Raw genomic sequence first — 25,969 nt, 5'->3', positions numbered from 1 at the left:
GAAATAAGCGGTATTAGTAGGAGGACACAAATGATTACAGTAAGTAACGTTAGTTTGCGTTTCGCGGATCGCAAATTATTTGAAGATGTTAACATAAAATTCACGCCAGGTAACTGCTACGGTTTAATCGGAGCAAACGGTGCTGGTAAATCTACATTCCTAAAGATTTTATCTGGAGAAATTGAACCATCAACAGGTGACATACATATTACGCCAGGTGAGCGTCTAGCAGTATTAAAACAGAACCACTTCGAATATGAAGAGTTCCCAGTATTAGAAACAGTAATTATGGGTCACACGCAACTTTACAAAGTAATGCAAGAGAAAAATGCTATTTACATGAAAGAAGACTTTAGTGATGAAGATGGAATGCGCGCTGCTGAACTTGAAGGTGAGTTCGCTGAGCTTAACGGTTGGGAAGCTGAGTCAGAAGCTGCAATTCTTCTTAAAGGTTTAGGTATTGGTGAAGACCTTCATGATAAGAAATTGTCAGAATTAACTGGGGCAGAGAAAGTAAAAGTATTACTTGCTCAAGCTTTATTCGGTCAACCTGACATTCTATTATTAGATGAGCCTACCAACCACTTGGACTTAAAAGCGATTCAATGGTTAGAAAACTTCTTAATGAACTTTGAAAACACAGTTATCGTAGTATCCCATGACCGTCACTTCTTAAATAAAGTATGTACGCACATGGCTGACCTTGATTTCGGTAAAATTCAACTTTATGTTGGTAACTATGACTTCTGGTATGAGTCAAGCCAATTAGCTTTAAAATTAACACAAGATGCTAATAAGAAAAAAGAAGAGAAAGTAAAAGAGTTACAAAACTTCATTGCACGCTTTAGTTCAAATGCTTCTAAAGCGAAACAAGCAACTTCTCGTAAAAAATTATTAGACAAAATTACATTAGATGATATTAGACCGTCATCACGTCGTTACCCATTCGTTGGCTTCACACCTGAGCGTGAAGTAGGAAATGACTTATTAACTGTTGAAGGTCTTTCTAAAACAATTGATGGTGAAAAAGTGTTAGATAATGTGTACTTCACTTTAAATAAAGGTGATAAAGTTGCATTTATCGGCCGTAACGATATTGCGATGACAACATTATTTAAAATTCTTATGGGTGAAATGGAGCCGGATAGCGGTTCATTCAAATGGGGTGTTACAACCTCTCAATCTTACTTCCCAAGAGATAACTCTAAGTACTTTGAGAACAGTGATTACAACTTAGTTGAATGGTTACGTCAATTCTCTCCACAAGATGAGTCTGAAAGCTTCTTACGTGGTTTCTTAGGCCGTATGTTATTCTCAGGTGAAGAAGTTAAGAAGAACGTTTCTGTATTATCTGGAGGCGAAAAAGTTCGTTGTATGTTATCTAAAATGATGTTAAGTGGTGCGAACGTAATCACACTTGACGATCCAACGAACCACTTAGACCTTGAGTCAATTACAGCATTAAACAACGGTTTAATTGCATTCAAAGGTACAATCTTATTCACATCTCATGACCATCAGTTCGTGCAAACAATTGCAAACCGCATTATCGAAGTAACACCAAACGGTGTAATCGATAAAGAGGCTACTTATGATGAGTTCTTAGAAAATGAGGAACTTCAAAAACAAGTAGATGCAATGTACAAAGGTCAATAATATATAATGAAAAAACTCGCTCTTTTTAGAGCGAGTTTTTTTGTCGAGAAAATGTAACATCGCTGGTCGGTCAAATGAATAATTATTCAAATATAATATTAATGAACAGGAGAATTCTTTCATGTATGGAAGGGATGTAATGACTTTAAGATTTAAAGAGTTAGTTGAAGAAGGGAAATGTAAGTGGAGTAATATAATCAAATCGTATTATTTTGTCATGTGAAATATGTACCAAATTTGGAGATAGAATAGTTTGCGAATGAGTTTATAAAGGTATATAGTATGGGGTGTCATAATTAGTGGATGAATCTTGGGAGAAAACAGGAAATGTTACAAATTTATTTTGTTAAATAGAAACCAAGGTCAAAATGTCTAGAAAGAAATAGTTGAATAAATACTAGCTTCAAATTATAATTACTAATATTCTTCATATAGTTAAATAAAGATAATCTATTTGAAGAAGAAAATTTGAATAGAGAGACAGACTTATAAAAAAATAAGCCTTGGATGATCAAAAGAGGTGGAGAAATGAAACAGTTCTTATTAAAGAGCAAAAGTGTGTTAAGCAATCATTTTGGATTCTTTCTGTTTGCCGTTATTTTATTGTGGCTCAAAACATATGCAGCTTATGTAACAGAATTCAATTTAGGAATTTCAAACACAATCCAAAAATTCTTGCTGTTTTTTAACCCGCTTAGTTCAGCAGTTCTATTTTTAGGACTAGCATTATTTGCAAAAGGGAAACGATCTTATATTTGGTTAATTATCATTAATTTGTTATTGTCGATTCTTTTATACGCAAACGTAGTATACTATCGCTTTTTCAGTGACTTTATTACGTTCCCGACATTAACACAAACGAATAACTTTGGAGATTTAGGTGGTAGTATTCTTGCATTGCTACATCTTTATGATCCATTATACTTCTTAGACACGATTATATTAATTGTGTTAGTCGCAACAAAATTTGCAAATCCAAAACCAATTCGTGTTGCGAAGCATAAATTATCTCTAGTATTTGTAGCAGGTATTTTATTATTCAGTGTTAACTTAGGTCTTGCAGAGTCTGACCGTCCTGAATTATTAACAAGAACGTTTGACCGTAATTATATTGTGAAATATTTAGGTGCATACAACTACACAATTTATGATGGAATTCAAAGTGCGAAAGCATCGACAGAACGAGCATTAGCTGATGGTGATAATATGACAGAAGTACGAAATTATTTAACATCAACTTATGCAAGTCCAAATCCTGAGTATTTCGGTAAAGGAAAGGGAATGAACGTAATTTACATTCATTTAGAGTCATTCCAAAACTTCTTAATTGATTACAAATTAAATGGTCAAGAAGTTACACCGTTCTTAAACTCATTTACAAAAGATGCGAATACACTTTATTTTGATAACTTCTTCCATCAAACAGGACAAGGGAAAACATCTGATGCGGAGTTTATGTTAGAGAATTCAATGTTTGGTTTACCGCAAGGTTCTGTCTTTACAACGAAATCTCATAATACGTATCAATCAGCACCAGCTATTTTAGGACAACAAGGATACACATCAGCAGTATTCCACGGTAACTACAAAACATTCTGGAACCGTGATGATATTTATAAATCATTTGGTTTTAATAAATTCTTTGATGCGTCATACTACGATATGAATGAAAAAGACGTAGTAAACTACGGATTAAAAGATAAACCGTTCTTTAATGAATCTATTCCATTATTACAAACGTTGAAACAACCGTTCTATACGAAGTTTATTACGTTATCAAACCATTTCCCTTATCCAATCGATAAGGCAGAAGCAACGATTGAACCAGCAACAACAGGTGATTCATCAGTAGATACGTACTTCCAAACAGCACGCTATTTAGACGAATCTGTAAAAGGCTTCATCGATTACTTGAAACAATCTGGTTTATATGATAACTCAATTATTGTTATGTACGGAGACCATTACGGCATTTCAGATAATCATAACGCAGCAATGTCAAAAGTAATGGGTAAAGAAATGAACTCATTTGAAAATGCACAGTTACAACGTGTACCATTAATCGTTCGTGTACCAGGAGTGAAAGGTGGCGTACAACATCAATATGGTGGTGAAATTGACGTTCTTCCAACGCTATTACACTTACTAGGTACAGATACAAAGAATTATGTTCAATTCGGTTCTGATTTATTATCACCAGATCATAAACAAGTCGTTGCGTTCCGTAACGGTAACTACGTAAGCCCAACAGTTACTGCACTAAACGGCAAATACTATGATACAACTACTGGAAAACCTGTAGAATTTACAGATGAAATAAAGAAAAATGAACAAATGGTTCAAAACTCACTAAAATACTCTGACCAAGTCGTAAATGGTGACTTATTACGATTCTACACACCGGAAGGATTCACTCCAGTAGATCGTTCGAAGTATAACTATAACAACCGTGATAAAAACAAAACAAAGGTAAAAACGACTCCGGAAGGGGAAGCTAAATAATAAAAGGCGCTATTCATATGAATAGCGCCTTTTATTTGTAAATATACCATCATTATGAGACAGAACCAGCTGTTGCTTTTTGTTTTGCCTTTCCGAAGAAAACTACACCGACGATGATAATAATGATAAATGCCCATTTAACGAAAGGGTTACTTTCGAAAAATCCAGCGAACCACTTCTCATCTACAATCATTTTCGCGGCAGTATAAGCTAAAACGGCTGCTCCGATCGTAATGATGACAGGAAAACGATCCACCCATTTTAAAATTAATGTACTGCCCCATACGACTACTGGAATAGACACTAATAGTCCGATGATTACTAAAGAAAAGTTACCATGGGCAGCTCCTGCAACAGCGAGTACATTATCAATGCCCATTAACGCATCAGCAATAATAATGGTTTTAATAGCAGACCAAAATCCTTCTTCGGCTTTAATATCATGATTTTTGCCCTCAGCGATCAGCTTGTAAGCGATCCAAATAAGAAGTACACCACCAATTAGGAGTAATCCAGGTATTTTTAATAACCAAACGACAACTAAGGTAGCGAGGGCCCTAATAGCGATTGCTCCAATGGTTCCCCAAATGATAACTTTCTTTTGTTGGTCTTTCGGTAATCTTCTTGCTGCTAATCCAATTACAATGGCGTTATCTCCGGCTAACACTAAATCGATTACAATAATGGCAAGCAAGGCAGACAAATATTCAGATGAAAGAAAATCCATATACATATCACTCCTTAAGAGTAATATGTGCTAAAGTGTTGATAATATAAAAAAAGGATTGAAATTGTATATTCAATCCTTTTTTGACTGTATTCTGATATGTATGTTTTTATTTTGAATAAGTCGCTTTTGTAGTTTTTTACTTATCGCGTTTCTTTCTTAAATTGATTCCAAGCTTCTTCAGTTTGCACTATAAATACGATTATATAACATCTACTTATTTAAACTAGGTTAAAGATAGCATGTGATATTTCAAAGTTAAATTTATTTGATAAAAGGAAAGGGACGTATACTATTGATATGGTGCAAGCGTGTATAGGTTTTCTCTATAAGGAAATTCTAAAAACGATAAAAAAGACTTGATAACCTACTAGAGGGAATCAAGTCTTTTCATTATATACGATTATCATGCCAGAAGTTTAATGGGAAGTGTTCGTTCTCATTATACGCTTCTAATTCATATCCTTTTTCTTTCAGTCCTTTAATAATTCCAGGTACTGCTTTTACTGATTGTGGATGAATATCATGCATAAGGATAACTTCTGTTGGATTTGTAGAATGAGCTAGAACGTTTTCTACAATTTTAGCAGATGCAGCATCAACTTGCATTTTGTTATATTTCCAGTCTAAAGAATCAATTGTCCAATCCCAAACTTTTAAGCCATTTTCTACAACTTTGTTGCGAAGAGCTTCGTTTAATCCTGGCATAGAGCCGTAAGATGGACGAGTTAATACTGGTGATTTACCTAAAACACCAGCGATTAAGCCTTGGTCTTCCTTCATTTCATCTACGTAATGACCTTCAGTGTAAAGTTTCTTGTAGTTATGAGTCATACTGTGCATCCCAACGTAGTGGCCTTCAGCATCTTCGCGTTTTACAAGATCAGGGAAAGCTTTTACGTTTGAACCAATTAGGAAGAATGTTGCTTTTGCATTTTCTTTCTTTAACATATCTAAAAGCTCAGCTGTGTATTTTCCAGGACCATCATCAAATGTTAAATAAGCGACTTTTCTAACTTGCCCGTTATAATGTTTTGGAGCTTCTTTCGGAGCAAGAGATGTTTGAATCTCACTTACAAGTTGAACAGATTTTGCTTCATCCTCTGTACTAGCTAGAGCAGTATGTACTGATCCAAAAGCCACTTCGTATGTGAATAATACCCCCGCACAAACTAACATAGCCCTTTTTACTAAAGTTGTCATTCGAATTCCATTGTGCATAATTTTCCTTCTCTCTATAAAAGTTCTACTCTACTATATTAGCAATTATAGGTAGGGAAATGCAAAAAAACTTTTTTACAAGTGTAAAAAAGTTTACTCAAAAGTATGCAAGATTTTATATCAATTGCAGTTTTGAAAAATAGAATGAATTTAAACTTTATTATTTAAACTTTCAATCACCAAATCATACTTTCGTATCACTTCGTTTTCGTTCCAATTATTGATTCGAATATTTTTGATTTTTATTAAAATATTGATAAAGAAACAATTACATGAAAAAAGGAGCGGGAATATGAATAATTATATTTGCACTACATGTGGAGTACAGTATCCCGAAAATGAATAAGCACCTTCTCGCTGTAAAATTTGTAATGAGGAAAGGCCATATGTTAATCAAATTGGGCAGTCATGGATAACATTAGAAACAATGCAAAATAGCAAATTATACTAAAGTCCTATTGTTTATTAACTAATAGGTCTTTCAACTTAGGAAGCTCACACTAATGAGGGATGTTAAAGGGAATATATGTAACTTATACTAATTACTATAAAGCTTTGAAAAATGAAAAGGAGGAGATTTGCATGAAGAATTGGGTTCGATTTAGAATTGCAAGACCAACAGATAAATTTGAAGAAGTGATCAGTTTTTATGAAACAGGATTAGGACTAAAACGTATAGGGGAATTTCAAAATCACGAAGGATATGACGGGGTTATGTTTGGATTACCAGATGAAGAGTATCATTTGGAGTTTACTACACATGTTAATGGAAGTCCATGTCCGGCACCGACAAAAGATAATTTACTAGTTTTTTATATGCCTAATAAAGATGAAATTGAAAAGATAGTGAATCGATTAAGTAATATGGGCTATCATGAGGTGGAACCAGAAAACCCGTATTGGATAGAGAAAGGAACCACAATAGAGGATCCAGATGGTTGGAGAATTGTGCTTATGAATGCATCTGAATAAGGAAACTATTTTCATATGAAATAGAGTGTAACAAAATGATTTAGACATAAATCCCTACAGCGTTTGTAGGGATTTTTATATAAGAAGATTTAGTTAAGAGAGTTATTAAATTGTAGAAAGTATTTTGGTTAAGAATAAATGTAATCAATATCATTTATGCAGGAGGTATAGAAGTATGACATTAAAACATTTGTATGAGTTTTCTAAAAATGTCGGGAATACACCTCTCATTAAATTAGAATGCGAAGAAACGAAGAACCTTTCTATCTATGCTAAATGTGAATGGCATAACCCTACAGGATCAATTAAGGATAGGGCAGCACTTGGAATGATTAATAAATATTTACAAGAAGCGGACGAAAAACAAAATATTTTATTCTACGGAAAATTGTTACCATCAAAAAACTGTACATGTTAAACATACAGTTTTTTGATGGTGTAGCTGTGCGATGTTTAGAAATTTCACATACCGTACTTTCAAAATAAATATAGGAAAACCAAAAAGTAATGTAGAATATATCGTACATACATATATACAGTCAACATAAAAGATAAAGAGGTGGGTATATGCTACTTGAGGAAGTAATGCGGCAACTAGAGGAATATGGAACAGAACAAAATCGAAAAACGTATAAAAACCACGGAGCGAAAGAGCCGCTATTTGGAGTTAGTTTTGCGAATTTAAAATTGTTAAAAAAGAAGATAAAAAAAGATCACGATTTAGCAGTTGGATTGTGGGAAACGAACAATATGGACGCAATGACATTAGCAACTTATATTTTAGATCCGAAAAAAATAGCGACAGAACAGCTTAATAGTTGGATTCAGAATGTTGATTATTACTGTTTAATGGATGTTCTTATGAAATCTATATGTACTTCGCCAATTGCAATAGAAAGAATGGAAGAGTGGACAAAGTCTAATGATGAATGGATTGGAAGAGCTGGCTGGTCTTTATTAGCAAATATAGCGATTAAAAATAAAACGTTACATGATGATTTCTTCTCTCCGTACTTAGAAGAGATTAAAGAAAATATACATAATGAAAAAAATAGAAAAAAAGAAGCGATGAATAGTGCTTTAATCGCAATAGGAATTCGCAATGAAGACTTAGAGCGACAAGCGATTGAAATTGCACGTGAAATTGGAAAAGTAGAGGTTGATCACGGTGCAACGTCATGTAAAACACCAGATGCAGAAAGCTATATAAAAAAAGCGAGAGAAAGAGCTGAAAAAAGAAAGTGAAATAAGAAAAGAGGAACAGTTATGAAACCAATTGAAGCAGCACAAAACATAATTACATCACAATTTCCGAATTGTGATGTAGCTTTACTCGGCGGAAGCGTTGCACGAGGAGAAGCGACAAAAACATCTGACCTTGATATTGTAATAGTTGACCAAAGTTTAACTTCTTGCTATAGAGAATCTTTCTATAGTAATGGATGGCCTGTTGAGGTGTTTGTTCATAATTTTGAAACATATAAAACCTTTTTCAAAATGGATTGTGATCGAGGGAGACCGTCGTTACCACAATTAGTTTCAGAAGGGATTGCATTAAAAGGGGAAAAGGAAATTATTGAGAAATTAAAAAAAGAAGCGAATGATTTACTACATAAAGGACCAGCTAAATGGTCCGAAGAAACGATTAAGCAGAAGCGATATTTTATTACAGATACTTTAGATGACTTTATTGGTGCAACAAAAAGAGAAGAAGAATTGTTTATCGCTAATTTATTAGCGGATTTAGTACATGAATATGTATTAAGAGTAAATGGTAAGTGGCTTGGGAGTTCAAAATGGTTTATTAGAGTGCTAAGAAGATATGATGAGCAATATGCAAACAAATTTGTAGCCGCTTTTGATCATTTTTATAAAACGGGAGAGAAAAATGAATTAATTCATTTTATAGAAAAGACGTTAGAACAGTATGGTGGAAGAGTGTTCGAAGGATTTTCTATTGGTAAATAAAAAGGGGCGAGAAAAATGAATGTACCATATGTTCAATTAAGAGAATTGACACTAGATGATGTAGAAGATCGCTATCAATGGTCATTAGATAGAGATGTAATAAAGCATTTAGTCGTACCAGATCGATATCCTCCATTCACTCGTGGAGATACGAGAAACTGGATTGAAGCTTGTATAAGCCGAAAAAATGGTTATGAACAAAGGGCAATCGTTACTGAGGCAGGTATACATATTGGATGGGTAGACCTTAAAAATTTTGATAAAACAAATAAAAATGCTGAACTAGGAATTGCGATTGGAAATAAAGACTATTGGGGTAAAGGATTTGGAATGGCAGCTCTAAACAGCATGTTACAAATAGGTTTTTCTCAGTTTGAATTGGAGAAAATTTGGTTACGTGTAGATGAAGATAATACAAAAGCTAAAAAGAGTTATGAAAGTGCCGGATTTGTATGCGAAGGGTTAATGAGAAATGATCGATTGAGACAGGGGAAGTTCATTCATCGCAATCGTTACAGTATATTAAAAGAAGAGTATGAATCAAAAAGTAGCCTATAAAAATATTATGTAAATTAAAAAGGGGAAGATAAAATGATTCGATTACTTACAAAAGCGGATGCAAAACAATATTGGGAGTTACGTTTACAAGCATTACAAGTAAATCCAGAAGCATTTATAACGACTTATGAAGAAGCAGTACGTCAAGAAAATCCTCTTGAACGAGTTGCTAGTAATCTTTCATCCAATAGTAGTTTTACATTTGGTGCTTTTAATAATGAAAATTGTTTAGTTGGGGTAGTTACTTTATTAACAGAAGAAAAAGACGCATATAAGCATAAAGGACATATCGTTGCAATGTATGTAGATACTGAAAATCGAAGAAGTGGTCTTGCACGTGATTTAATACGTAAAGCAATTGAAAGGGCAAAAGAGATGAAGCTAGAGCAATTGAATTTAGGGGTTGTGTCAACGAACGAACCAGCCAAACGATTATATGAATCAATGGGATTTAAAACATACGGAATTGAAAAAGGGCTATAAAAATGAATGGTGTGTATAGTGATGATGAACATATGGTGTTGTTCTTTTAAGAGAGGAAGTTTTGTATGAAAGATCTCTATTTAGAAAGAAATATGGACCCTCAAGTAGCGATTTTGTATGCGACGGTTGCTGATACGTTTAATAGATTGCAAAGGTTAGTCGAAGGTACTGAAGAGAACGAACTATCCTATAAAGGGTCTGAAAATAATGAAAATAGTATTGGGCAGTTACTTCAGCATTTAGCAGTTGTTGATTTACATTGGGTGTATCGTTTCAAGGGAGAAGATGTTCCGCCAGCATTTGAAAATAAATATGGTCCTATGTTAAATGAAGTAGGAGAATTACCAAGTTTAAGAAAAAACACATTGCAAGAGTTAATGCAAGATTATGAAGCAGTGCAAAAATTGTTTTATGAAGAATGTATGAAACTAACAGAAACTGATTTAACGCGGGAAGTTTTGTATGAAAAAGGGGAAACTGCGACAATAAGATGGGGAATATGGCATATAGCAGATCATAATCGGTATCATCAAGCCCATATAAGTCGATTGAAGAAATTATACAGAGAATATAAACTACAGATTCTTTAATTTTTGAATGAACGAACGCCCCTAAATAATAATTAAAGGAGGCGTTTGTTTTTATTCGTTCGCTTTTCTTCCCAAGCTATCATTAAATTTTTATGATAATCTTTTGGTTTCTCAATAGAAAACCAGTAAATTGAATGTGCAATAGTTGGTAGCCATCTTTTATAGCGGATGCGTATATTTTCATGGTGAGTATAGTGGGGCGAGATTAAAGTAGATTTTGACCCTTGAAAATTTTGATATGTAATGGCCTCGATTTCATACCAATGCACTTTATTCCCATGTAAATCTACTACAATTCCTTCATCATCCCAAAGTGAAATGTAAGTTTGAATGTAGATTTTTCATCGCGTATACTAAAATATATGTCATAGAGATAAAAAATTAAATACAAGGGGTTTTACAATGAAAGCAATTGTTATAGGGATATTGGCATCCTTTTTCTTTGCCTTTACTTTTGTTTTAAACAGGGCAATGGACTTAGAAGGTGGAAGCTGGATTTGGAGTGCATCATTACGGTATTATTTTATGGTTCCAATGCTATTACTTATTGTTATGTATAGAGGGAACTTAAAGCAACTCTTTCAATATATGAAAAACAATCCGAAAGAATGGTTAGTGTGGAGTATCGTTGGATTTGGTCTCTTTTATGCACCACTTAGTTTTGCTGGAGCGTTCGGACCAGGTTGGCTTGTTGCATCAACATGGCAAATTACAATCGTTGCAGGGATTTTGTTAACACCATTTTTTGCGGTGGATCCACTACATAAAAAACTTCCGATGAAGGAATTAGTTATGTCGGGCATTATTTTATTCGGTGTTGTTCTCATGCAAGTAGAACATGCTTCTTCATTAGGTATTCGTGAAACCGTTTTATGTGTAGTTCCTGTACTTATTGCAGCATTTGCGTATCCTCTTGGAAATAGAAAAATGATGCAAGTTTGTAAAGGGGAATTAGATGTATTTCAGCGAGTACTCGGTATGACTTTATCAAGCTTACCATTTTGGTTTTTATTATCTGGTTACCAAGTATCAACTGGCGGATTACCGTCAAGTAGCCAAGTTCTTCAATGTTTTATTGTAGCAGTTAGCTCTGGGTTAATCGCGACAGTATTATTTTTCTTTGCAACAGATCTTGTGAAAGATGATCCGCAAAAATTAGCAACAGTGGAAGCGACGCAGTCTGGTGAAGTTTTATTTGCGCTAGTAGGAGAGCTGATCTGGTTATCTGCACCAATTCCGTCATCATTATCTTGGATTGGTATGAGTCTCGTTATTATTGGAATGATACTTCATAGTTATGTGGCTGTCGTTGTAAAAAAAGAAGAAAAAATAACGGCGTAATGAGATTAGCTCTTTTTATTAAGAGCTAGTCTTTTTTCATAGAAAGGGATGAAAGTATGAATATACATCGCGTTGAACAAATTGAAAAAGATTCAATATTAAATGTGCTACAATATGCCGTCGGTCGAAATGAAATAAGCTTAAAGAAGGCAATAATATTTTATCAAAGTAATAAAGGGACTTTGTACAAATATGAAGAAAAAGCTTGTCTAGGTATTGAAATAATCGGAGAAACTAAAGCACGAATATGTCATATAGCAGTGGCTCCAGATTATCGTCAAAAAGGAATTGCACTACAAATGATTAAAGAGATTATAAGAGTATACCAATTGACTTATATAGAAGCGGAGACAGACGATGGGGCGGTAGAATTTTATAAAAGAATTGGTTTTCAAGTTAAAAGTTTAGGAGAAAAATATCCAGGGATAGAAAGATTTCATTGTTACATGGAAAAATAGCATGAAAATATCTAATTGTACATATTGAATATAGTTTGAAAAAAATAATAATTTCATTATATAATATAGGTATCTGGAAAAATATAGATAAAAGAAGATGGGTGTATAACACGTGAGAATGGAGAAAAGTAAGTTTATAAAAATAGCTACTTCAATAGGGGTGTCATCTTTTTTATTAACAGGTTGTGGTGATTATGAAGAAGAAACTGCTCAGCAAGAAAGTACAGCTGTTAAAACAGATGGTGCAAAACAAAGAAATGAACAAGAAACATTAAATTGTGATGATAAAGCCCCAACCAATGAAAATGTAGAGACAGATGAGTTATGCAAGGAAAATAATCCGTCATTTTCATCTTATCATGAAAACTCTCATTTACCAATACTTCCATTTGTAGCAGGATATTTATTAGCGAGTAGAACTTCAAATATGAATTATACAGCAAAACCAAATTTAATGAAGAAACCGTATGCAAATAATGTTATTCCATATCGTGAAAAAGATGAGCGTAGAACAGGTGGCGGTAGTAGCGGTGGTTATTCTGGTGGTTCTAACGGTAATAATAATATTTCCAATAAAGTAGATTTAAATAAACAGCAGCCAAATCCATCCAATAAAGTAACACCAGATACAAATACGCCAACACCGAAAGTAAACTCTGGTTCAAGTGGAATTGGAAACGCAAAAGCGCCAGTAGGATCCTAAAACGAAAGGGTAATGGAGTAATGTATACAGAACGAGAGCAAGAAGAGTATATGAAAGTATGGTTTTCACTTGCAGAAGAGGCTAGTAGGAATGGTTTCACTTGGCCTAGTCTGTTAGAGAATGAAGAATGGAATCAATATATGGCAACAGGGATGTATCGCATGCCAGCAAAAACTTATACTGCTATCTCAAAAGCGACAGAAGAAATCATGTATGTGTTATATAGAACGTATCAATATATTGTAAATACGACAAAAGATTTTCAAAAACTTGGATTCCCAGCTGAAGCGTGGGAAATGGCGAGAATGAAACATAATGGTTTATTTTCATATTTTACAAGGTTTGATTTTATCGTAAATGGTGACGATATAAAATTAATAGAAGTAAATTGTGATACGCCAACAGGCTATTTAGAACCGTCTGTCGCAAATGAAGTGTTATGCCGTTATCATGATGTAAATCACCCAAACCATATAGAAGAGCATATTGTGCAGGCATGGGAACAAATTAAACATGACTATCATATAGGCCCTGAAGAGACGATATATTTTACTAGTTATGATTGGCACGATGAAGATAGTCAAACGGTTCAGTTTTTAAGAACGTATTGCTTAAATCAGTCAACGGACTATGTAGGAATACAAGACATTGTCGTTGCGGAAGATGGTATATATACGCCAAGTGGAGAAAAAATAAAATATTTATATAGACTGTATCCAATAGAGTATTTAGTAACGGACGTTGATAAGAATGGAAAAAGGATTGGTTTACAATTTTTAGATCATATTGCGCAAGAAAGAGTGAAAATTATTAATCCGCCAGCCGCGTTTGTTATGCAAAACAAAAGTGTACTCGCACTAATTTGGAAGCTTTATGAAGAAAGTGTTTTCTTTACAGAAGAAGAGCAAGACATTATTTATAAATACTTTCTACCAACATATTTTTCAAATAAGCGATTTCTAGAAAGACATGAATCATACGTTTCAAAACCTGTATTTGGTCGTGAAGGTGGCGGAGTATCTATATACGAAAATGATGAATTATTAGCTGAAGATAAAACAGAGTATTACTTTGAACAAAGGAAGATATACCAGCAATACATAGAAATGCCTGACTGTACCATTGACACATGGGATGGTCCATATACTGGTAAACTATTAATTGGCTCTCACTGTATAAGTGGAAGAGCAGCAGGCTTATTTTTACGTGTAGGTGAGAAAATAACGGGAAACTTATCAATGTTTACTGGGGTTACAATTGAAGGATAAAGTAAACAAAGAGCTCATCATTTGTGATGAGCTCTTTCGTCTATGTATAAAACAGCTTTTTATGGTGGGGATGTAAAATCTTCACTTTCTTTTTGTGTTTTAAATCTGAATATCATAATTCAAATATTTTTTGTGTAATAATATTACTATTTTTTATAGATGTGAAAAATGATTAAGTTAAAAATTAAGAAAAATATGATAATATATTTATATAAAAGTTTAAATTTACGTAGCTAGTGGGGGAACCAATATGAAAATGAATGAAATAGTAGCAAGTACACAATTTCCAAATACAATCGAAACAATAACAAAAGATTTAAAAGCATTAGGAGTCGAAAAAGGAATGACAATTATCGTTCATTCATCACTAAGTTCTATCGGGTGGATATCTGGTGGTGCGGTTGCTGTAGTAGAAGCATTAATGAAAGTTGTTACGGAAGAAGGAACGATAATAATGCCAACGCAATCTTCGGATTTGTCCGATCCGAAACATTGGTCAAGACCACCTGTACCGGAAGACTGGTGGCAAATTATCCGAGATAACGTCCCAGCATTTGATTCACGTATAACCCCAACAAGGGGAATGGGTGAAATAGTTGAATGTTTTCGTACATATCCGAATGTAGTACGTAGTAATCATCCGTTAGGAAGTTTTGCTGCATGGGGGAAACATGCAGTAGAAATAGCAATGAACCATTCGTTATCAATGAGCTTTGGAGAAGAATCTCCATTAAGAAAAATATATGATTTAGACGGGTACGTATTATTAATTGGTGTTGGATATGATTCTAATACGTCTGTTCATTTATCCGAGGTGCGTTCTGGTGCATGTGAGTTAATACAAGTAGGAGCACCTATTATAGAAAATGGTGAAAGAGTATGGAAAGAGTTTTTTGAAATGGATTACGAATCTGAGAAGTTTGTAGAAATTGGTGTGGAGTTTGAGCGAAAAGGAACTGTAAAAAATGGGAAGATAGGGAATGCAACGTGTCGTCTAATGAAACAACGTGATATAGTTGACTTTGGAACAGAATGGTTTCGTAAGAAAAATTAGTAAGGGATGGTTACAATGAAGGGGAAAAAGGTATTAATTACGAGCGGTGGTTGTCTAGAAAAATGGGATCAAGTACGCGGGCATACGAATATGGCCAAAGGTACAATCGGAAGGATAATCGCAGAAGAACTTCTAGCTAAAGGGGCACATGTTATATATTTACACGGTTATTTTGCGGAGAAACCGAGTGATGTACATAGAGGGTTAGAATTACATCCATTTGAAGGAATCGTTGATTTACAAGATAAAATGAAAAGTATCATATCACATGAAAAGATTGATGCAGTCATTATGGCAGCGGCTGGATCAGATTGGATTGTGGAGAAAATTTGTGATCAAGATGGTAATGTTCTTAATATGAACGGAAAAATTTCAAGTGATATAGCACCGATTATTCACTTTCAAAAGGCTCCAAAAGTATTAAAACAAATAAAAGAATGGGACCCAGAAACAGTACTTGTTGGTTTTAAACTTGAAAGTGATTTAAATGAAGAAGAACTGTTTGAAAGAGCAAAAAATAGAATGAAAGAAGCAAGGGCGAATGTAATGATTGCGAATTCACCACATTCTTTATATTCGCGCGGAGCTGTGCATTATGTAATTGGACAGGATGGTAAAGGGAAGTTGTGTAATGGGAAAGATGAAACAGCGAAAGAAATTGTCAAAAGCTTAGAGTTATTATGTAATCGTGTCACTGCTTTTTAAAATTAAGTTTTTAGATGAGAATGAATCCGCATAGTAATAAGTAAGCGAAACTTTAATTGGTGGGAATTTTACTTTTACACGAATGTGAAGCGTATACCAATCAAGAGCTATACACAGAATAATTGGTGAGGAGTGGATTCTATGGAACATTTATTAAAGCAAGCTATTAAACTTAGAAACGAAAAGAAATATGCGCAGTCTAAAGAGATGCTTATAGGATTAACAAACTTTACAAAGGATGCAGAAGTACTGTATCAGTGTGCGTGGATACATGATGTAATGGGGCTAGAAACAGAAGCAGTTCCGTATTATGAGCAGGCAATCGCAAATGGACTTGATGGCGAATCGCTTTGCGGTGCTTATATTGGTTTAGGAAGTACATATCGTTGTATAGGTGAATATGAAAAGGCAATTACAGTATTAGAAGCTGGGGTGAAAAAATTCCCAGAGAACGCTCCGATGAAAGTATTTTTATCATTAGCAAAATATAACGTAAACGATCACGAATCAGCGATGAAATTATTACTTGAAACTGTCGTGAAAGTAGAGGAAGTAAAAGAATTTGAACGTGCCATTTCATTTTATAAAGACCATTTAAATGAGGTTTTTAAATAAAGGAGTGAACGTATGAAGGCTACACTATCACGAAGGCGAAAAGGTATTTGGATTGGACTCGTCTCTTTAATTATGCTATCAAACTATTTATTGTATGCCCTTCCAATTGTACCAGTTGCGCCGAAAGAAGTTGTGCTTGGGTCATTATTAGATTGCATGTTTGTCATTCCAATCATCACGTATTTCTTCATTATTCGAAAAAGATACTCGTTAACGTATATAGTTCCTGTTGTAATAGCTGGTTATATTTTTGCAAGATTTATTATTCCAAGTGACTATTTACAAGCTTTTTCATTCATCTCTTATATTATTGTTGCGGCTGAAATTGCATTTGTAGGTCTAGAATTATTCCTTCTCTATAAAATTGTTAGAGTGCTTCCTAAAATAATAAAAAAATATAAAGAATATAGAAGAGAAAATTATTCCTTTTCTTATGCAATTGATGCAGCGTTTGACGCTACTATGAAAAGAAGTAAGTTAGTAGATGTCATTCTAACAGAGTGTAAGTTAATCTATTATGCGTTTTTATCGTGGCGTGAAAAAGTACCAACAGGTAAATCTGTATACTCATATCATAAAAAGACTGGTGCTATAGGTGTGTATATCATGATTATTCATGCAACAATAATTGAAAGCATTGGTTTTCATTATTTACTACATCAGTGGAATCCAGTAATAGCATGGATTTTACTTATTTTAAATGTATACGCGATGATTTATTTTATAGCTGAAATACAAGCGATGCGCAAAAATCCCCTTGTCGTAACAGAAGAACAAGTAATCATTCAAATCGGATTAGGAAAGAAAATTGTTATGCCATTTACACAAATTGATAGTATTGCGTTCTACAAGGGGGAATTGCTAACGGCAAAAGAAGGGAAACAGGTATTGGATGCAACTGTTATGGAGTTCATAAAAGAACCTGCTACTTTTGAAATAACATTAAAAGAGCCAGTGAAAGCGCAGTTGTTATACGGCTTTTCTAAAAGAGTAAGTCGTGTTTACTTGAATGTTGATGAAGAACGAAAATTTTATGATGCGGTTAAGGAAAAGTTAAAACATGAGTAATAGTGCTGTTAGTTACATAATAAAAACTCTTTCTAAATAAGAAGGAGTTTTTATTATGTACTTGTATAAATCATTATATAAAAAACTATACACTTCTTTATCGCTATATAAATGGATATAATTGAGGATAGAACTAGCATAAGGGGAAACAAAATAATGAATAAGTTACTTACATCGAAAATTGAAATTATAGAAAGAAAAATCCAGTATAACTCAACAATAGTAGATCACAATTGCTTATTACTTGAAAAGCAATCACAAAGTATCGTTTTATTTCACGAGGTGCAGTATTCATTTACAATGACTGCAAATGATACTAAGTTAACAATCCCAAAAGGAAGTTATACAATCGCATATTACTGGAAAGATCGTCCATACAATTTATACGTATGGAGAGATATAAAAGGAAAGTATTTAGGTTCCTATTTTAATATCGTAAAAAACACACAAATAAAAGATGAAGTGGTTTCCTTTGAAGATTTAATCATCGATATTATGGTACTTCCAAATGGAGACTACTTCATATTGGATGAAGATGAATTACCAGAACCATTAGGGAATTTCGAAGGTGGTTATGTGAGGAAAGCTCTTTATGGATTAAAAGAAATCATTCAAAAAGAGCTGCCACCAATAGTTTTGGAGACAGCCAGGGTGCAGAGGAAATAAAATTTAATTACATAAATATTTTGAATGGGAATGAGTAGTCTCAAGTTATACGATCTAACTTTTTTAATAAATCTAAGGTTAGTAGCATATTTCTTGAAATTACTCTTTTTTTGTAGAAATTTCGTCGCTTAGTTATTAAATCCCATCAACTGCGTTTAGCGTGTGAGTTTTCTTATTGGTTACAGTAGATTAAAGATCAGAAAAAATAGTAAGTAAATGATATTGTTCAAATAAACAACAGTAAAAATGTTCAAACGAATCATATGTATGTTTTGACAAAACCTAGTTGACTTATCGGAAATATTTGTATAATATGTACTTAATTCCATAACGTATTGCCGATTGGAGAAACCAAAGGCATTTTATCTGTTGATAAAATGCCTTTGGTTTTTTTATTGCACAAATACTGAATCTGTTCATTTATATGAATCATTTTAAGGAGGGGAAGAAATGACTGTTTCAATTGATGGGGTATCAAAATATTTTTTGAAACAAACTGGTACGGTTCAAGTGCTAGAGAATATTAATTTTCAATTAGAGAAAGGGGATTTTGTTACAGTAATTGGTCCGAGTGGGTGCGGAAAAAGTACATTACTAAAAATTGTTGCAGGTCTAGATAATGATTTTGAAGGTGAAGTTGTTATTGACGGGGAGCCTATCTTAAAAACGAGCAAGAAACAAGGTTTTATTTTTCAAGAACATAGGCTTTTTCCATGGTTAACAGTTGAAGAAAATATAGCGGCAGATTTGTCGTTAAAAGATAAGTATGTGAAAGATAAGGTGAGAGAATGGGTTGAAATCGTTCGGTTAGATGGCTTTGAAAAATCGTATCCGAAAGAAATTTCAGGCGGGATGTCACAACGTGTTGCGATAGCGAGAGCGTTATTAAGAGATCCAAATGTATTATTACTTGATGAACCTTTTGGAGCGCTGGATGCTTTTACTCGAAGTCATTTACAAGAAGTATTGCTAAATATTTGGGAGCATAAGAAAACAACAATGATATTCGTTACACATGATATAGACGAAGCGATATATCTTTCAAACCGAATCATCATTATGAGTGCAAAACCAGGGAAAATACATAAAGTGATTGAAAATAATTTGCCTTATCCGCGGAATAAAACTTCTCAATCGTTCCAACAACTTCGAACGAAAGTATTACAGCAGTTTGAATATGGAGGGTTGATTCAAACAAGTATATAGGAAAAGGGGGATTTTATATGTATAAAAAATTAAAAATTCTTTCTTTTGTTTTAGCTATATCAGTATGTTTATTAGGATGTGAAAAAAGTACAGCAAGTAGTAAGAAAGAAGATGTAACAATACAAATTGGTATACAGCAAGGATTAAGCCCGCTATTACTAGCAAAGAAAAAGGGGTGGTTTGAAGAGGAGTTTAAAAAAGAAGGAGTTAAAGTGAAATGGACAGAGTTCCAAAGTGGACCTCCTTATTTTGAAGCAATCGCATCAAACCGATTAGACTTTGGTGAAGTAGGGAATTCTCCAGTCATTTCAGCGCAAGCAGCAGGTATTGGATTTACCGAAATCGCCAATACAAGTTATGCGAGAAAAGGAACTGGAATTCTCGTTCAAAAAGATAGCAAAATTGCGAGTGTAAAAGAGTTAAAAGGTAAAAAAATTGCAGTAGCAAAAGGAAGTAGTGCTTTTAATTTATTGTATCGAGCACTTGATAAAGAAGGGATTGATTCAAAAGATGTAAATGTCATTCAATTACAACCAGATGAAGCGCAGCCTGCATTCGAATCAGGATCAGTAGATGCATGGGCGATTTGGGACCCTTTCATATCATTACATACGTTAAATAAAGGTGCGAAGGTGATTGCAGACGGTGAAACATTAAATGTCTCTTCACCAGAATTTTTAATTACGAGAACAAAATTTGCGAAAGAACATCCAGAATTAGTTGAGAAATTCCTCAAAGTTTATGAGAAAGCACGTGTATGGCAAGATGCTAACTTAGATGAAGCAATAAAAGTATATACTTCTGTAAAAAAGATAGATGCGAAGATCGTAAAAGAAGTGTTTAATCACGACAAACCAATTTTAGTTCCAGTAACGAAGGAAATAATAGCAGAACAACAAAAGACAGCGGATTTTCAATATAAGCTCGGTTCTATAAAGAAAGAAATTAAGACGGAAAAAGTTGTAGATAATTCTTTCGTAGAAAAAGCATTGAAAGTGAAGTGAAAAGAGGTTTTGTAAAGTGGGAAATACGAAAGCTGTTATTAAACCAGCGAGTATAACGATTGAGAAAAACAACGTCAAGAAGATGCGAAAGTTAAATGTAAAAGTTTTAGTAAGGGCGATTACTATACCGGTTATTATATTAATAATTTGGCAGTTAGCTGGTGTATTCGGTCTTGTTTCTAAAACAGTTTTACCAACACCATTAGATATTTTTCTAGCTTTCCAAGAGCTTATTAAAACAGGAGAGTTATTCGGCCATTTAAGTATTAGTGTATTTAGGGCTGCGGCTGGTTTCTTTATTGGTGGGGGCTTAGGAATCATTTTAGGAACGATTGTTGGATTTTCAACGAGAAGTGAGCAATATTTAGATCCATCTGTGCAAATGTTAAGAACTGTACCTCATTTAGCTGTTGCACCGCTTTTCGTATTATGGTTCGGTTTTGGTGAAACATCGAAAGTGTTATTAATTGCAGATGGTGCATTTTTTCCTTTATACGTAAACGCATTTTTAGGTATTAGAGGTGTGGATTCAAAGTTATTTGATGTTGCGAGAGTGTTAGAGTTTAGTAAAAGAAAATTAATCACGAAACTAATTTTACCAGCTGCATTGCCTAACCTTTTACTAGGAGCAAGGTTATCGTTAGGTGTTGCATGGGTGAGTTTAGTAGTAGCAGAACTTATGGGGTCTACAGAAGGTATTGGCTATATGATTATGGATGCAAGGCAATTTTCAAATACAGATATTGTATTTGTCGGCATAATTATATTTGCATTTGTTGGGAAGTTTTCTGACTCTCTAGTACGTTTACTAGAAGTGAAGTTTTTAAGATGGCGAGATAACTTTAAAGGTGAGACAGGGAATTAACATATAAATTATTAGGGGTAATTTATATAGAATGTGTTAGTATACGATTCAAAATAAATAAGGGGTGTGTAAAGGTATGGAATTATTATGGTTTATTCCGGCTTATGGAGATGGTCGATATTTAGGAACGACAAAACGAGGAAGAGCAGCTGAATATGGTTATTATAAGCAAGTTGCTGCGGCAGCTGATTATTTAGGATATACGGGTGTTTTACTTCCAACTGGTCAAGGATGTGAAGACCCTTGGGTGTTAGCTTCAGCTCTTGCTGCTGAAACAGAAAAACTAAAATTTTTAGTAGCAGTGAGACCAGGACTAATGTCCCCTACAGTTGCAGCGAGGATGGCATCTACATTTGATAGAATTTCACATGGGAGGCTGCTTATTAATGTAGTAGCTGGAGGAGATCCAGTTGAACTACAAGGAGATGGATTATATCTTGATCATGATGAAAGATATGAAGCAGCGGATGAATTTTTAAAAGTTTGGAAATCGACATTGCAAGGTGAAACGATCTCTTTAGAAGGAAAACATATTAAAGTTACAGATAGTAAAGTTGTCTTCTCACCAGTTCAAACACCATATCCTCCTATATATTTTGGAGGATCGTCAGCTGCTGGAAAAGAAGTAGCAGCTGAACATAGTGATGTATATTTAACGTGGGGAGAGCCGCCAGAGCAAGTGAAAGAGAAAATAGAAGAAGTAAGAAAACTTGCAGAAGAGAAGGGGCGTACAGTGCGATTTGGCATTAGATTACACGTAATTGTAAGAGAAACAGAAGAAGAAGCATGGGAAGAGGCAGAACGTTTAATTCAATATGTGGATAATGAAACAATTGGGCTTGCTCAAAAGACATTTGCAAGATATGATTCGGTTGGTCAAAAACGGATGACCCATTTAAATAAAGGTACGAGAGAGTCGTTAGAGATAAGCCCTAATTTATGGGCTGGAATCGGACTTGTAAGAGGTGGGGCAGGTACTGCACTTGTAGGCGATCCGCATACAGTAGCAGAAAGGATAAAAGAATATGAATTGTTAGGAATTGATACGTTTGTTTTATCAGGATATCCGCATTTAGAAGAAGCGTATGAAGTGGCAGAATTGTTATTCCCATTATTGAAAGACGAGAAGAAAGAAGAAAATAAAATTGTTGGTGAAATGATTGCTGATGCATATGCATTAAAAAAATAGTGAGAAATAAAGTTTCACCTATTTATTGCTTCATTTTGTTTACTGCCTGTTAATACGGTATAAAAAAACCGCAAGTTATTCGCTTGCGGGTTTTCATCGTAAATTATTAGAAAATATGGTAAAATTAAAGGGTAACTTAAGGTGCGGTTGGTTGTTCAATTATCACTTCTCCAAGTAGGAGGGGGGTGATAATTCGTGAGTGAAATAGCGTTGCTATTGCAGGGTGGACTGTTTCTCGTTGCATTGTTAACGTTCGTCGTCGTTTTAATAGACAAGCTCAAAAAATAACAACCCACCTATGCCTATAGAATGTGGGTTGTTTTGTTTGTAAGAAACAAATAGGATAAATGAACAATCCAATCTGCTAAGTTACGTGGACTAGTGTGTAGCCGCACACTAGTCTTTTTTATTTATATACAATTTATAATTGGTTTATGTGATTGTATTGTTCTTTTCATACTCATTATAACACAGTGTCTTTTCATCAAGAAAGGAGACCGTACGTTCTGGTTCCTATTATATAGTAGGTGCTTTTTCTTTAAACAGACCATCCATATACTGTTTTAAACTTTGGACATAAAATTTCTGTGTATTCACATTATTTACACCGACAATGGGTGATGGAAGGTCAAATCTTTTTTCTGATAAATGAACGACAACATCAAAGATGTCAAACAAACGAATGAAGCAAAACAGACCGTCTTTATCGCTAAGTAAAATAAAGTAATGATTTTCACTACTTGTATTTAGCGTATTCCATAAAGAACTTTTGCTTAAATCACGTACAATGCTTTTTTCTTTTAGTTCCACGAAATCTGCATTTGAGAGAATGGTAGAGATATCAATCGCATCTTGATTTTCAAAGTAGCCATCAACTGTTTGTACAGCGAATGTATAAGCCATTTTTAATATACTCATTTTATATTTACGGTTATCCAATAGCAATTCACGTTGAATAGAACTCGCTACTTTCGTTACACGTTCCTCTTTCCAAATTTCATTATGTAAGGAAATATCGTGCTTTTTACATAGTTTCATAATTAATGCATTAGAATAAAGAATTTCGTCGCTTACTTCGACAACATCAGTCTCAGCAGCCGCAAGTTCTTCACCGTGCTCATTCGTATAGAGTGGGGAATCAATTTGTCTTTTCATTTGTTCAATCTTAAATTGACTCAATTTATGCCTAATTAAAGGACGATCAATATTTGTTGTCATTTGTTCATGACAAGTATCACAAATTGAGTTTGTGAAATAATATCCACATAATATTTCTGGAATGACATATTGTTCACTAAGTTCTTTCGTATCTTTTCTGCAAATGATGCATTGTGTCATTTTTATCACCTTTACCTGCAAATTTGTATGTAATCTCATTGTAGTGTATTTATTGGTATTTTGGAATATTGTAAAGGAAAATATTATGTGAAATTCATACTTATTTTGGTACAATGAAGAGAAGTGCTAGTTTAAAGGAGGCCATTTTTTTGAAATCAAAAGTGCACTTTTGGACATTAGAAGTGCTAATGGTTGTAGGAATCATATTTATTTGCACAAAAATATCATTTTTATTTCAACCGATTGGTATCTTCATATCAACATTATTTTTCCCAATCTTAATCGCGCTTTTTTTATACTTCATATTTAATCCTGTATTAATCTTTTTGGAGAATAAAAAAGTACCTAGAAATTTAGCGATATTGCTGTTATATCTTTTTATCATAACATTAACTGCGGTTGGCGTTGGAGTAGTTGTTCCTACGATTTCACAACAGCTAATGGACTTGGTTAAAAATATGCCAGGCTACATAAAAGAGGGAAAAGTATACATACAAGAATTATCACATCATAGGTTGTTTGAATGGTTATCTACACAAAACTACGTTTCCATTGAAACAATTGAAAAAAATGCGATTGAATACTTAAAAGATATACCAAATACAATTACGTCGAGTGCAACGGCTTTATTTGGTATTATCACGAACGTTGCATTAGTTGTATTTACTGTACCGTTCATTTTATTTTACATGTTTAAAGATGGACATGCCTTTCCAGGGAAAGCGGTAAGTTTATTACCAGAGTCTTACCGTGAAGAGGGGCTTCGTATCATTAAGGAAACGAACGAAACATTATCTGCATATATTCAAGGGCAAGCGCTCGTTTGTATATTTGTAGGTGCGTTTACTTTTATCGGTTATTTAATTATCGATTTACCGTACGCTTTCGTTTTAGGGATTATCGCAGCATTTACAAACATCATTCCTAACTTAGGCCCATTTATCGGAGCAGCACCAGCTGTTATTGTAGGACTGTTCGTATCTCCGATGCAAGCCTTATACGTAATTATTATCGTAACAATTGTACAACAGTTTGAAAGTAATATTATTTCACCACGTATTATGAGCTCGAAATTAAACATCCACCCATTAACAATTATTATCCTAATTTTAGGGGTAGGTAACTTTGCTGGAATCATCGGAATGATTTTAGCAGTACCAGTTTATGCAGTAACAAAAACAGTTGTTTCGAACTTAGTGAGATTGTTTAAGACGAAGAGAAGTAATCGGAAATAGTAAAACCTAAGAAAGATACACCTCTTTTTAAGTGGTGTATCTTTTGTTTATAAAAAAATAATTAAAAGCGGGTTGATTTGATTTTATTATATATTTTTTATACATCAAATTCAGCGATGAACTTGTGTGATATAAGCTCTATAAAACTATGTGGAATCCCTCTGAACTATCCAAATCATTTCCTTACAGCGTGCTATCATCATCATAATCGACTCCTTTCAATTCTATATAGTTAAACGATTAAAGGTGAGTGTAGTACTTGCTTCTACGATCTCGAATTTCATCAATAACTTGTTTATATTGTCTTTCTTGTTTTAATTCATTTTGAGATATTGTTTCTTTTTGAATGGTAATGGTTAAAAAGAATAGGTGAAACTTCATATGTGAATTCCTCCTTTCGAATTGGAATTACAGATGACTACAGTAATGACTTTGTCTTTCTTTTACAGAATCCATAGCCTGATTAATTTGTCGTTCATGAAGCATTTCAGACTCAGAAAATTTATTTTTTTGAATGGTAATGGTTAAAAAGAATACTTTAAATTTCATAAAATAATTGCCCCTTTATAAGTGATTT

The 25,969-nt window shown here is 33.9% G+C and carries 27 protein-coding genes and 2 pseudogenes; 24 read left to right on the top strand and 5 right to left on the bottom strand.

Annotated features, from left to right (window positions below; all coding sequences use genetic code 11):
- The first annotated feature begins 30 nt into the window (after positions 1–30).
- Positions 31–1,656, top strand: a complete 1,626-nt coding sequence (locus ACTFRY_RS18435) for an ABC-F family ATP-binding cassette domain-containing protein (RefSeq protein ID WP_000633864.1) — start codon at positions 31–33, stop codon at positions 1,654–1,656.
- Positions 1,657–2,184: 528 nt separating this feature from the next.
- Complete coding sequence (locus ACTFRY_RS18430; protein ID WP_000808770.1) at positions 2,185–4,158, top strand: LTA synthase family protein; 1,974 nt, start codon at positions 2,185–2,187, stop codon at positions 4,156–4,158.
- A gap of 52 nt (positions 4,159–4,210) precedes the next feature.
- Here ACTFRY_RS18430 and ACTFRY_RS18425 read toward each other — a convergent pair whose 3' ends face one another.
- Both ACTFRY_RS18425 and ACTFRY_RS18420 read right to left on the bottom strand, forming a co-directional pair.
- Positions 4,211–4,885 carry a TerC family protein gene (locus tag ACTFRY_RS18425; RefSeq protein ID WP_000346955.1) on the bottom strand — a complete coding sequence of 225 codons (675 nt, stop codon included), beginning with the start codon at positions 4,883–4,885 and terminating at the stop codon, positions 4,211–4,213.
- Positions 4,886–5,278: 393 nt separating this feature from the next.
- Positions 5,279–6,106, bottom strand: a complete 828-nt coding sequence (locus ACTFRY_RS18420; protein WP_098616665.1) for a peptidoglycan-N-acetylglucosamine deacetylase — start codon at positions 6,104–6,106, stop codon at positions 5,279–5,281.
- Between the two features lie 582 nt (positions 6,107–6,688).
- Between ACTFRY_RS18420 and ACTFRY_RS18415 the strand changes: the two genes are divergently transcribed.
- The 21 genes and pseudogenes from ACTFRY_RS18415 to ACTFRY_RS18315 all read left to right on the top strand — a co-directional run bounded on the left by ACTFRY_RS18415 (position 6,689) and on the right by ACTFRY_RS18315 (position 23,107).
- Complete coding sequence (locus ACTFRY_RS18415) at positions 6,689–7,078, top strand: VOC family protein (protein ID WP_000800682.1); 390 nt, start codon at positions 6,689–6,691, stop codon at positions 7,076–7,078.
- A gap of 175 nt (positions 7,079–7,253) precedes the next feature.
- Positions 7,254–7,493: pseudogene (locus ACTFRY_RS18410) on the top strand (pyridoxal-phosphate dependent enzyme); the annotation flags it as partial.
- Between the two features lie 152 nt (positions 7,494–7,645).
- A complete protein-coding gene (locus ACTFRY_RS18405; protein ID WP_016118099.1) occupies positions 7,646–8,323 on the top strand; it encodes a DNA alkylation repair protein in 678 nt (225 codons plus the stop codon).
- A gap of 21 nt (positions 8,324–8,344) precedes the next feature.
- On the top strand, positions 8,345–9,046 hold the full coding sequence (locus ACTFRY_RS18400) for a nucleotidyltransferase domain-containing protein (RefSeq protein WP_044797273.1): 702 nt from the start codon (positions 8,345–8,347) through the stop codon (positions 9,044–9,046).
- A 15-nt stretch (positions 9,047–9,061) separates the two neighbouring features.
- A complete protein-coding gene (locus ACTFRY_RS18395; protein ID WP_098616664.1) occupies positions 9,062–9,604 on the top strand; it encodes a GNAT family N-acetyltransferase in 543 nt (180 codons plus the stop codon).
- Between the two features lie 33 nt (positions 9,605–9,637).
- Positions 9,638–10,137, top strand: a pseudogene (locus tag ACTFRY_RS18390) (N-acetyltransferase family protein).
- 15 nt (positions 10,138–10,152) lie between these two features.
- The gene (locus ACTFRY_RS18385) at positions 10,153–10,677 is read left to right on the top strand and encodes a DinB family protein (protein WP_044797270.1); all 525 of its coding nucleotides are present in this window, start codon (positions 10,153–10,155) and stop codon (positions 10,675–10,677) included.
- A 402-nt stretch (positions 10,678–11,079) separates the two neighbouring features.
- Positions 11,080–12,018 (top strand): DMT family transporter, encoded by a 939-nt coding sequence (locus tag ACTFRY_RS18380; protein WP_016118097.1) that lies wholly within the window; start codon positions 11,080–11,082, stop codon positions 12,016–12,018.
- Positions 12,019–12,074: 56 nt separating this feature from the next.
- A complete protein-coding gene (locus ACTFRY_RS18375; protein WP_044797269.1) occupies positions 12,075–12,476 on the top strand; it encodes a GNAT family N-acetyltransferase in 402 nt (133 codons plus the stop codon).
- Positions 12,477–12,588: 112 nt separating this feature from the next.
- Positions 12,589–13,179, top strand: coding sequence for a hypothetical protein (locus ACTFRY_RS18370; RefSeq protein ID WP_044797268.1), 591 nt, complete (start codon positions 12,589–12,591; stop codon positions 13,177–13,179).
- A 20-nt stretch (positions 13,180–13,199) separates the two neighbouring features.
- On the top strand, positions 13,200–14,447 hold the full coding sequence (locus ACTFRY_RS18365; RefSeq protein WP_016118096.1) for a glutathionylspermidine synthase family protein: 1,248 nt from the start codon (positions 13,200–13,202) through the stop codon (positions 14,445–14,447).
- Between the two features lie 250 nt (positions 14,448–14,697).
- Positions 14,698–15,501, top strand: a complete 804-nt coding sequence (locus ACTFRY_RS18360; protein ID WP_098616663.1) for an aminoglycoside N(3)-acetyltransferase — start codon at positions 14,698–14,700, stop codon at positions 15,499–15,501.
- Between the two features lie 15 nt (positions 15,502–15,516).
- Entirely contained in the window at positions 15,517–16,206 is a 690-nt protein-coding gene (locus tag ACTFRY_RS18355; RefSeq protein ID WP_000676724.1) for a phosphopantothenoylcysteine decarboxylase domain-containing protein, read from the top strand.
- 141 nt (positions 16,207–16,347) lie between these two features.
- A complete protein-coding gene (locus tag ACTFRY_RS18350; protein WP_000400636.1) occupies positions 16,348–16,821 on the top strand; it encodes a tetratricopeptide repeat protein in 474 nt (157 codons plus the stop codon).
- A gap of 12 nt (positions 16,822–16,833) precedes the next feature.
- A complete protein-coding gene (locus ACTFRY_RS18345; protein ID WP_086392514.1) occupies positions 16,834–17,889 on the top strand; it encodes a hypothetical protein in 1,056 nt (351 codons plus the stop codon).
- A 156-nt stretch (positions 17,890–18,045) separates the two neighbouring features.
- Positions 18,046–18,555, top strand: coding sequence for a DUF402 domain-containing protein (locus ACTFRY_RS18340; protein WP_098616662.1), 510 nt, complete (start codon positions 18,046–18,048; stop codon positions 18,553–18,555).
- Between the two features lie 450 nt (positions 18,556–19,005).
- Positions 19,006–19,761 (top strand): ABC transporter ATP-binding protein, encoded by a 756-nt coding sequence (locus tag ACTFRY_RS18335; protein ID WP_016118093.1) that lies wholly within the window; start codon positions 19,006–19,008, stop codon positions 19,759–19,761.
- A gap of 17 nt (positions 19,762–19,778) precedes the next feature.
- Positions 19,779–20,765 (top strand): aliphatic sulfonate ABC transporter substrate-binding protein, encoded by a 987-nt coding sequence (locus ACTFRY_RS18330; protein WP_098616661.1) that lies wholly within the window; start codon positions 19,779–19,781, stop codon positions 20,763–20,765.
- A gap of 16 nt (positions 20,766–20,781) precedes the next feature.
- Positions 20,782–21,630 carry an ABC transporter permease gene (locus ACTFRY_RS18325; protein ID WP_000528518.1) on the top strand — a complete coding sequence of 283 codons (849 nt, stop codon included), beginning with the start codon at positions 20,782–20,784 and terminating at the stop codon, positions 21,628–21,630.
- A 76-nt stretch (positions 21,631–21,706) separates the two neighbouring features.
- Complete coding sequence (ssuD, locus tag ACTFRY_RS18320) at positions 21,707–22,819, top strand: FMNH2-dependent alkanesulfonate monooxygenase (RefSeq protein ID WP_044797265.1); 1,113 nt, start codon at positions 21,707–21,709, stop codon at positions 22,817–22,819.
- A 195-nt stretch (positions 22,820–23,014) separates the two neighbouring features.
- Complete coding sequence (locus ACTFRY_RS18315; protein ID WP_001289320.1) at positions 23,015–23,107, top strand: putative holin-like toxin; 93 nt, start codon at positions 23,015–23,017, stop codon at positions 23,105–23,107.
- Positions 23,108–23,335: 228 nt separating this feature from the next.
- Here the strand turns inward: ACTFRY_RS18315 and ACTFRY_RS18310 are convergent, their stop codons facing one another.
- Positions 23,336–24,157: an HNH endonuclease gene (locus ACTFRY_RS18310; protein WP_000189713.1), complete on the bottom strand. Its 822-nt coding sequence runs from the start codon at positions 24,155–24,157 to the stop codon at positions 23,336–23,338.
- A 149-nt stretch (positions 24,158–24,306) separates the two neighbouring features.
- Between ACTFRY_RS18310 and ACTFRY_RS18305 the strand changes: the two genes are divergently transcribed.
- Positions 24,307–25,392, top strand: coding sequence for an AI-2E family transporter (locus tag ACTFRY_RS18305; protein ID WP_000837892.1), 1,086 nt, complete (start codon positions 24,307–24,309; stop codon positions 25,390–25,392).
- 240 nt (positions 25,393–25,632) lie between these two features.
- On the opposite strand, the gene ACTFRY_RS18300 is transcribed toward ACTFRY_RS18305, so the two are convergent.
- Together ACTFRY_RS18300 and ACTFRY_RS18295 are read right to left on the bottom strand one after the other, a co-directional pair.
- Complete coding sequence (locus tag ACTFRY_RS18300) at positions 25,633–25,773, bottom strand: YrzI family small protein (protein WP_000668497.1); 141 nt, start codon at positions 25,771–25,773, stop codon at positions 25,633–25,635.
- A gap of 27 nt (positions 25,774–25,800) precedes the next feature.
- Positions 25,801–25,941: a YrzI family small protein gene (locus ACTFRY_RS18295; RefSeq protein WP_000669805.1), complete on the bottom strand. Its 141-nt coding sequence runs from the start codon at positions 25,939–25,941 to the stop codon at positions 25,801–25,803.
- Positions 25,942–25,969: the final 28 nt, after the last annotated feature.

The organism is Bacillus cereus group sp. MYBK195-1, from assembly GCF_051916605.1.
In the GTDB taxonomy this organism is placed as follows: Bacteria; Bacillota; Bacilli; order Bacillales; family Bacillaceae_G; genus Bacillus_A; species Bacillus_A cereus.
The sequence above is the reverse complement of the archived record's forward strand: the minus strand, read 5'-3'. Positions and strand labels throughout refer to the sequence as shown.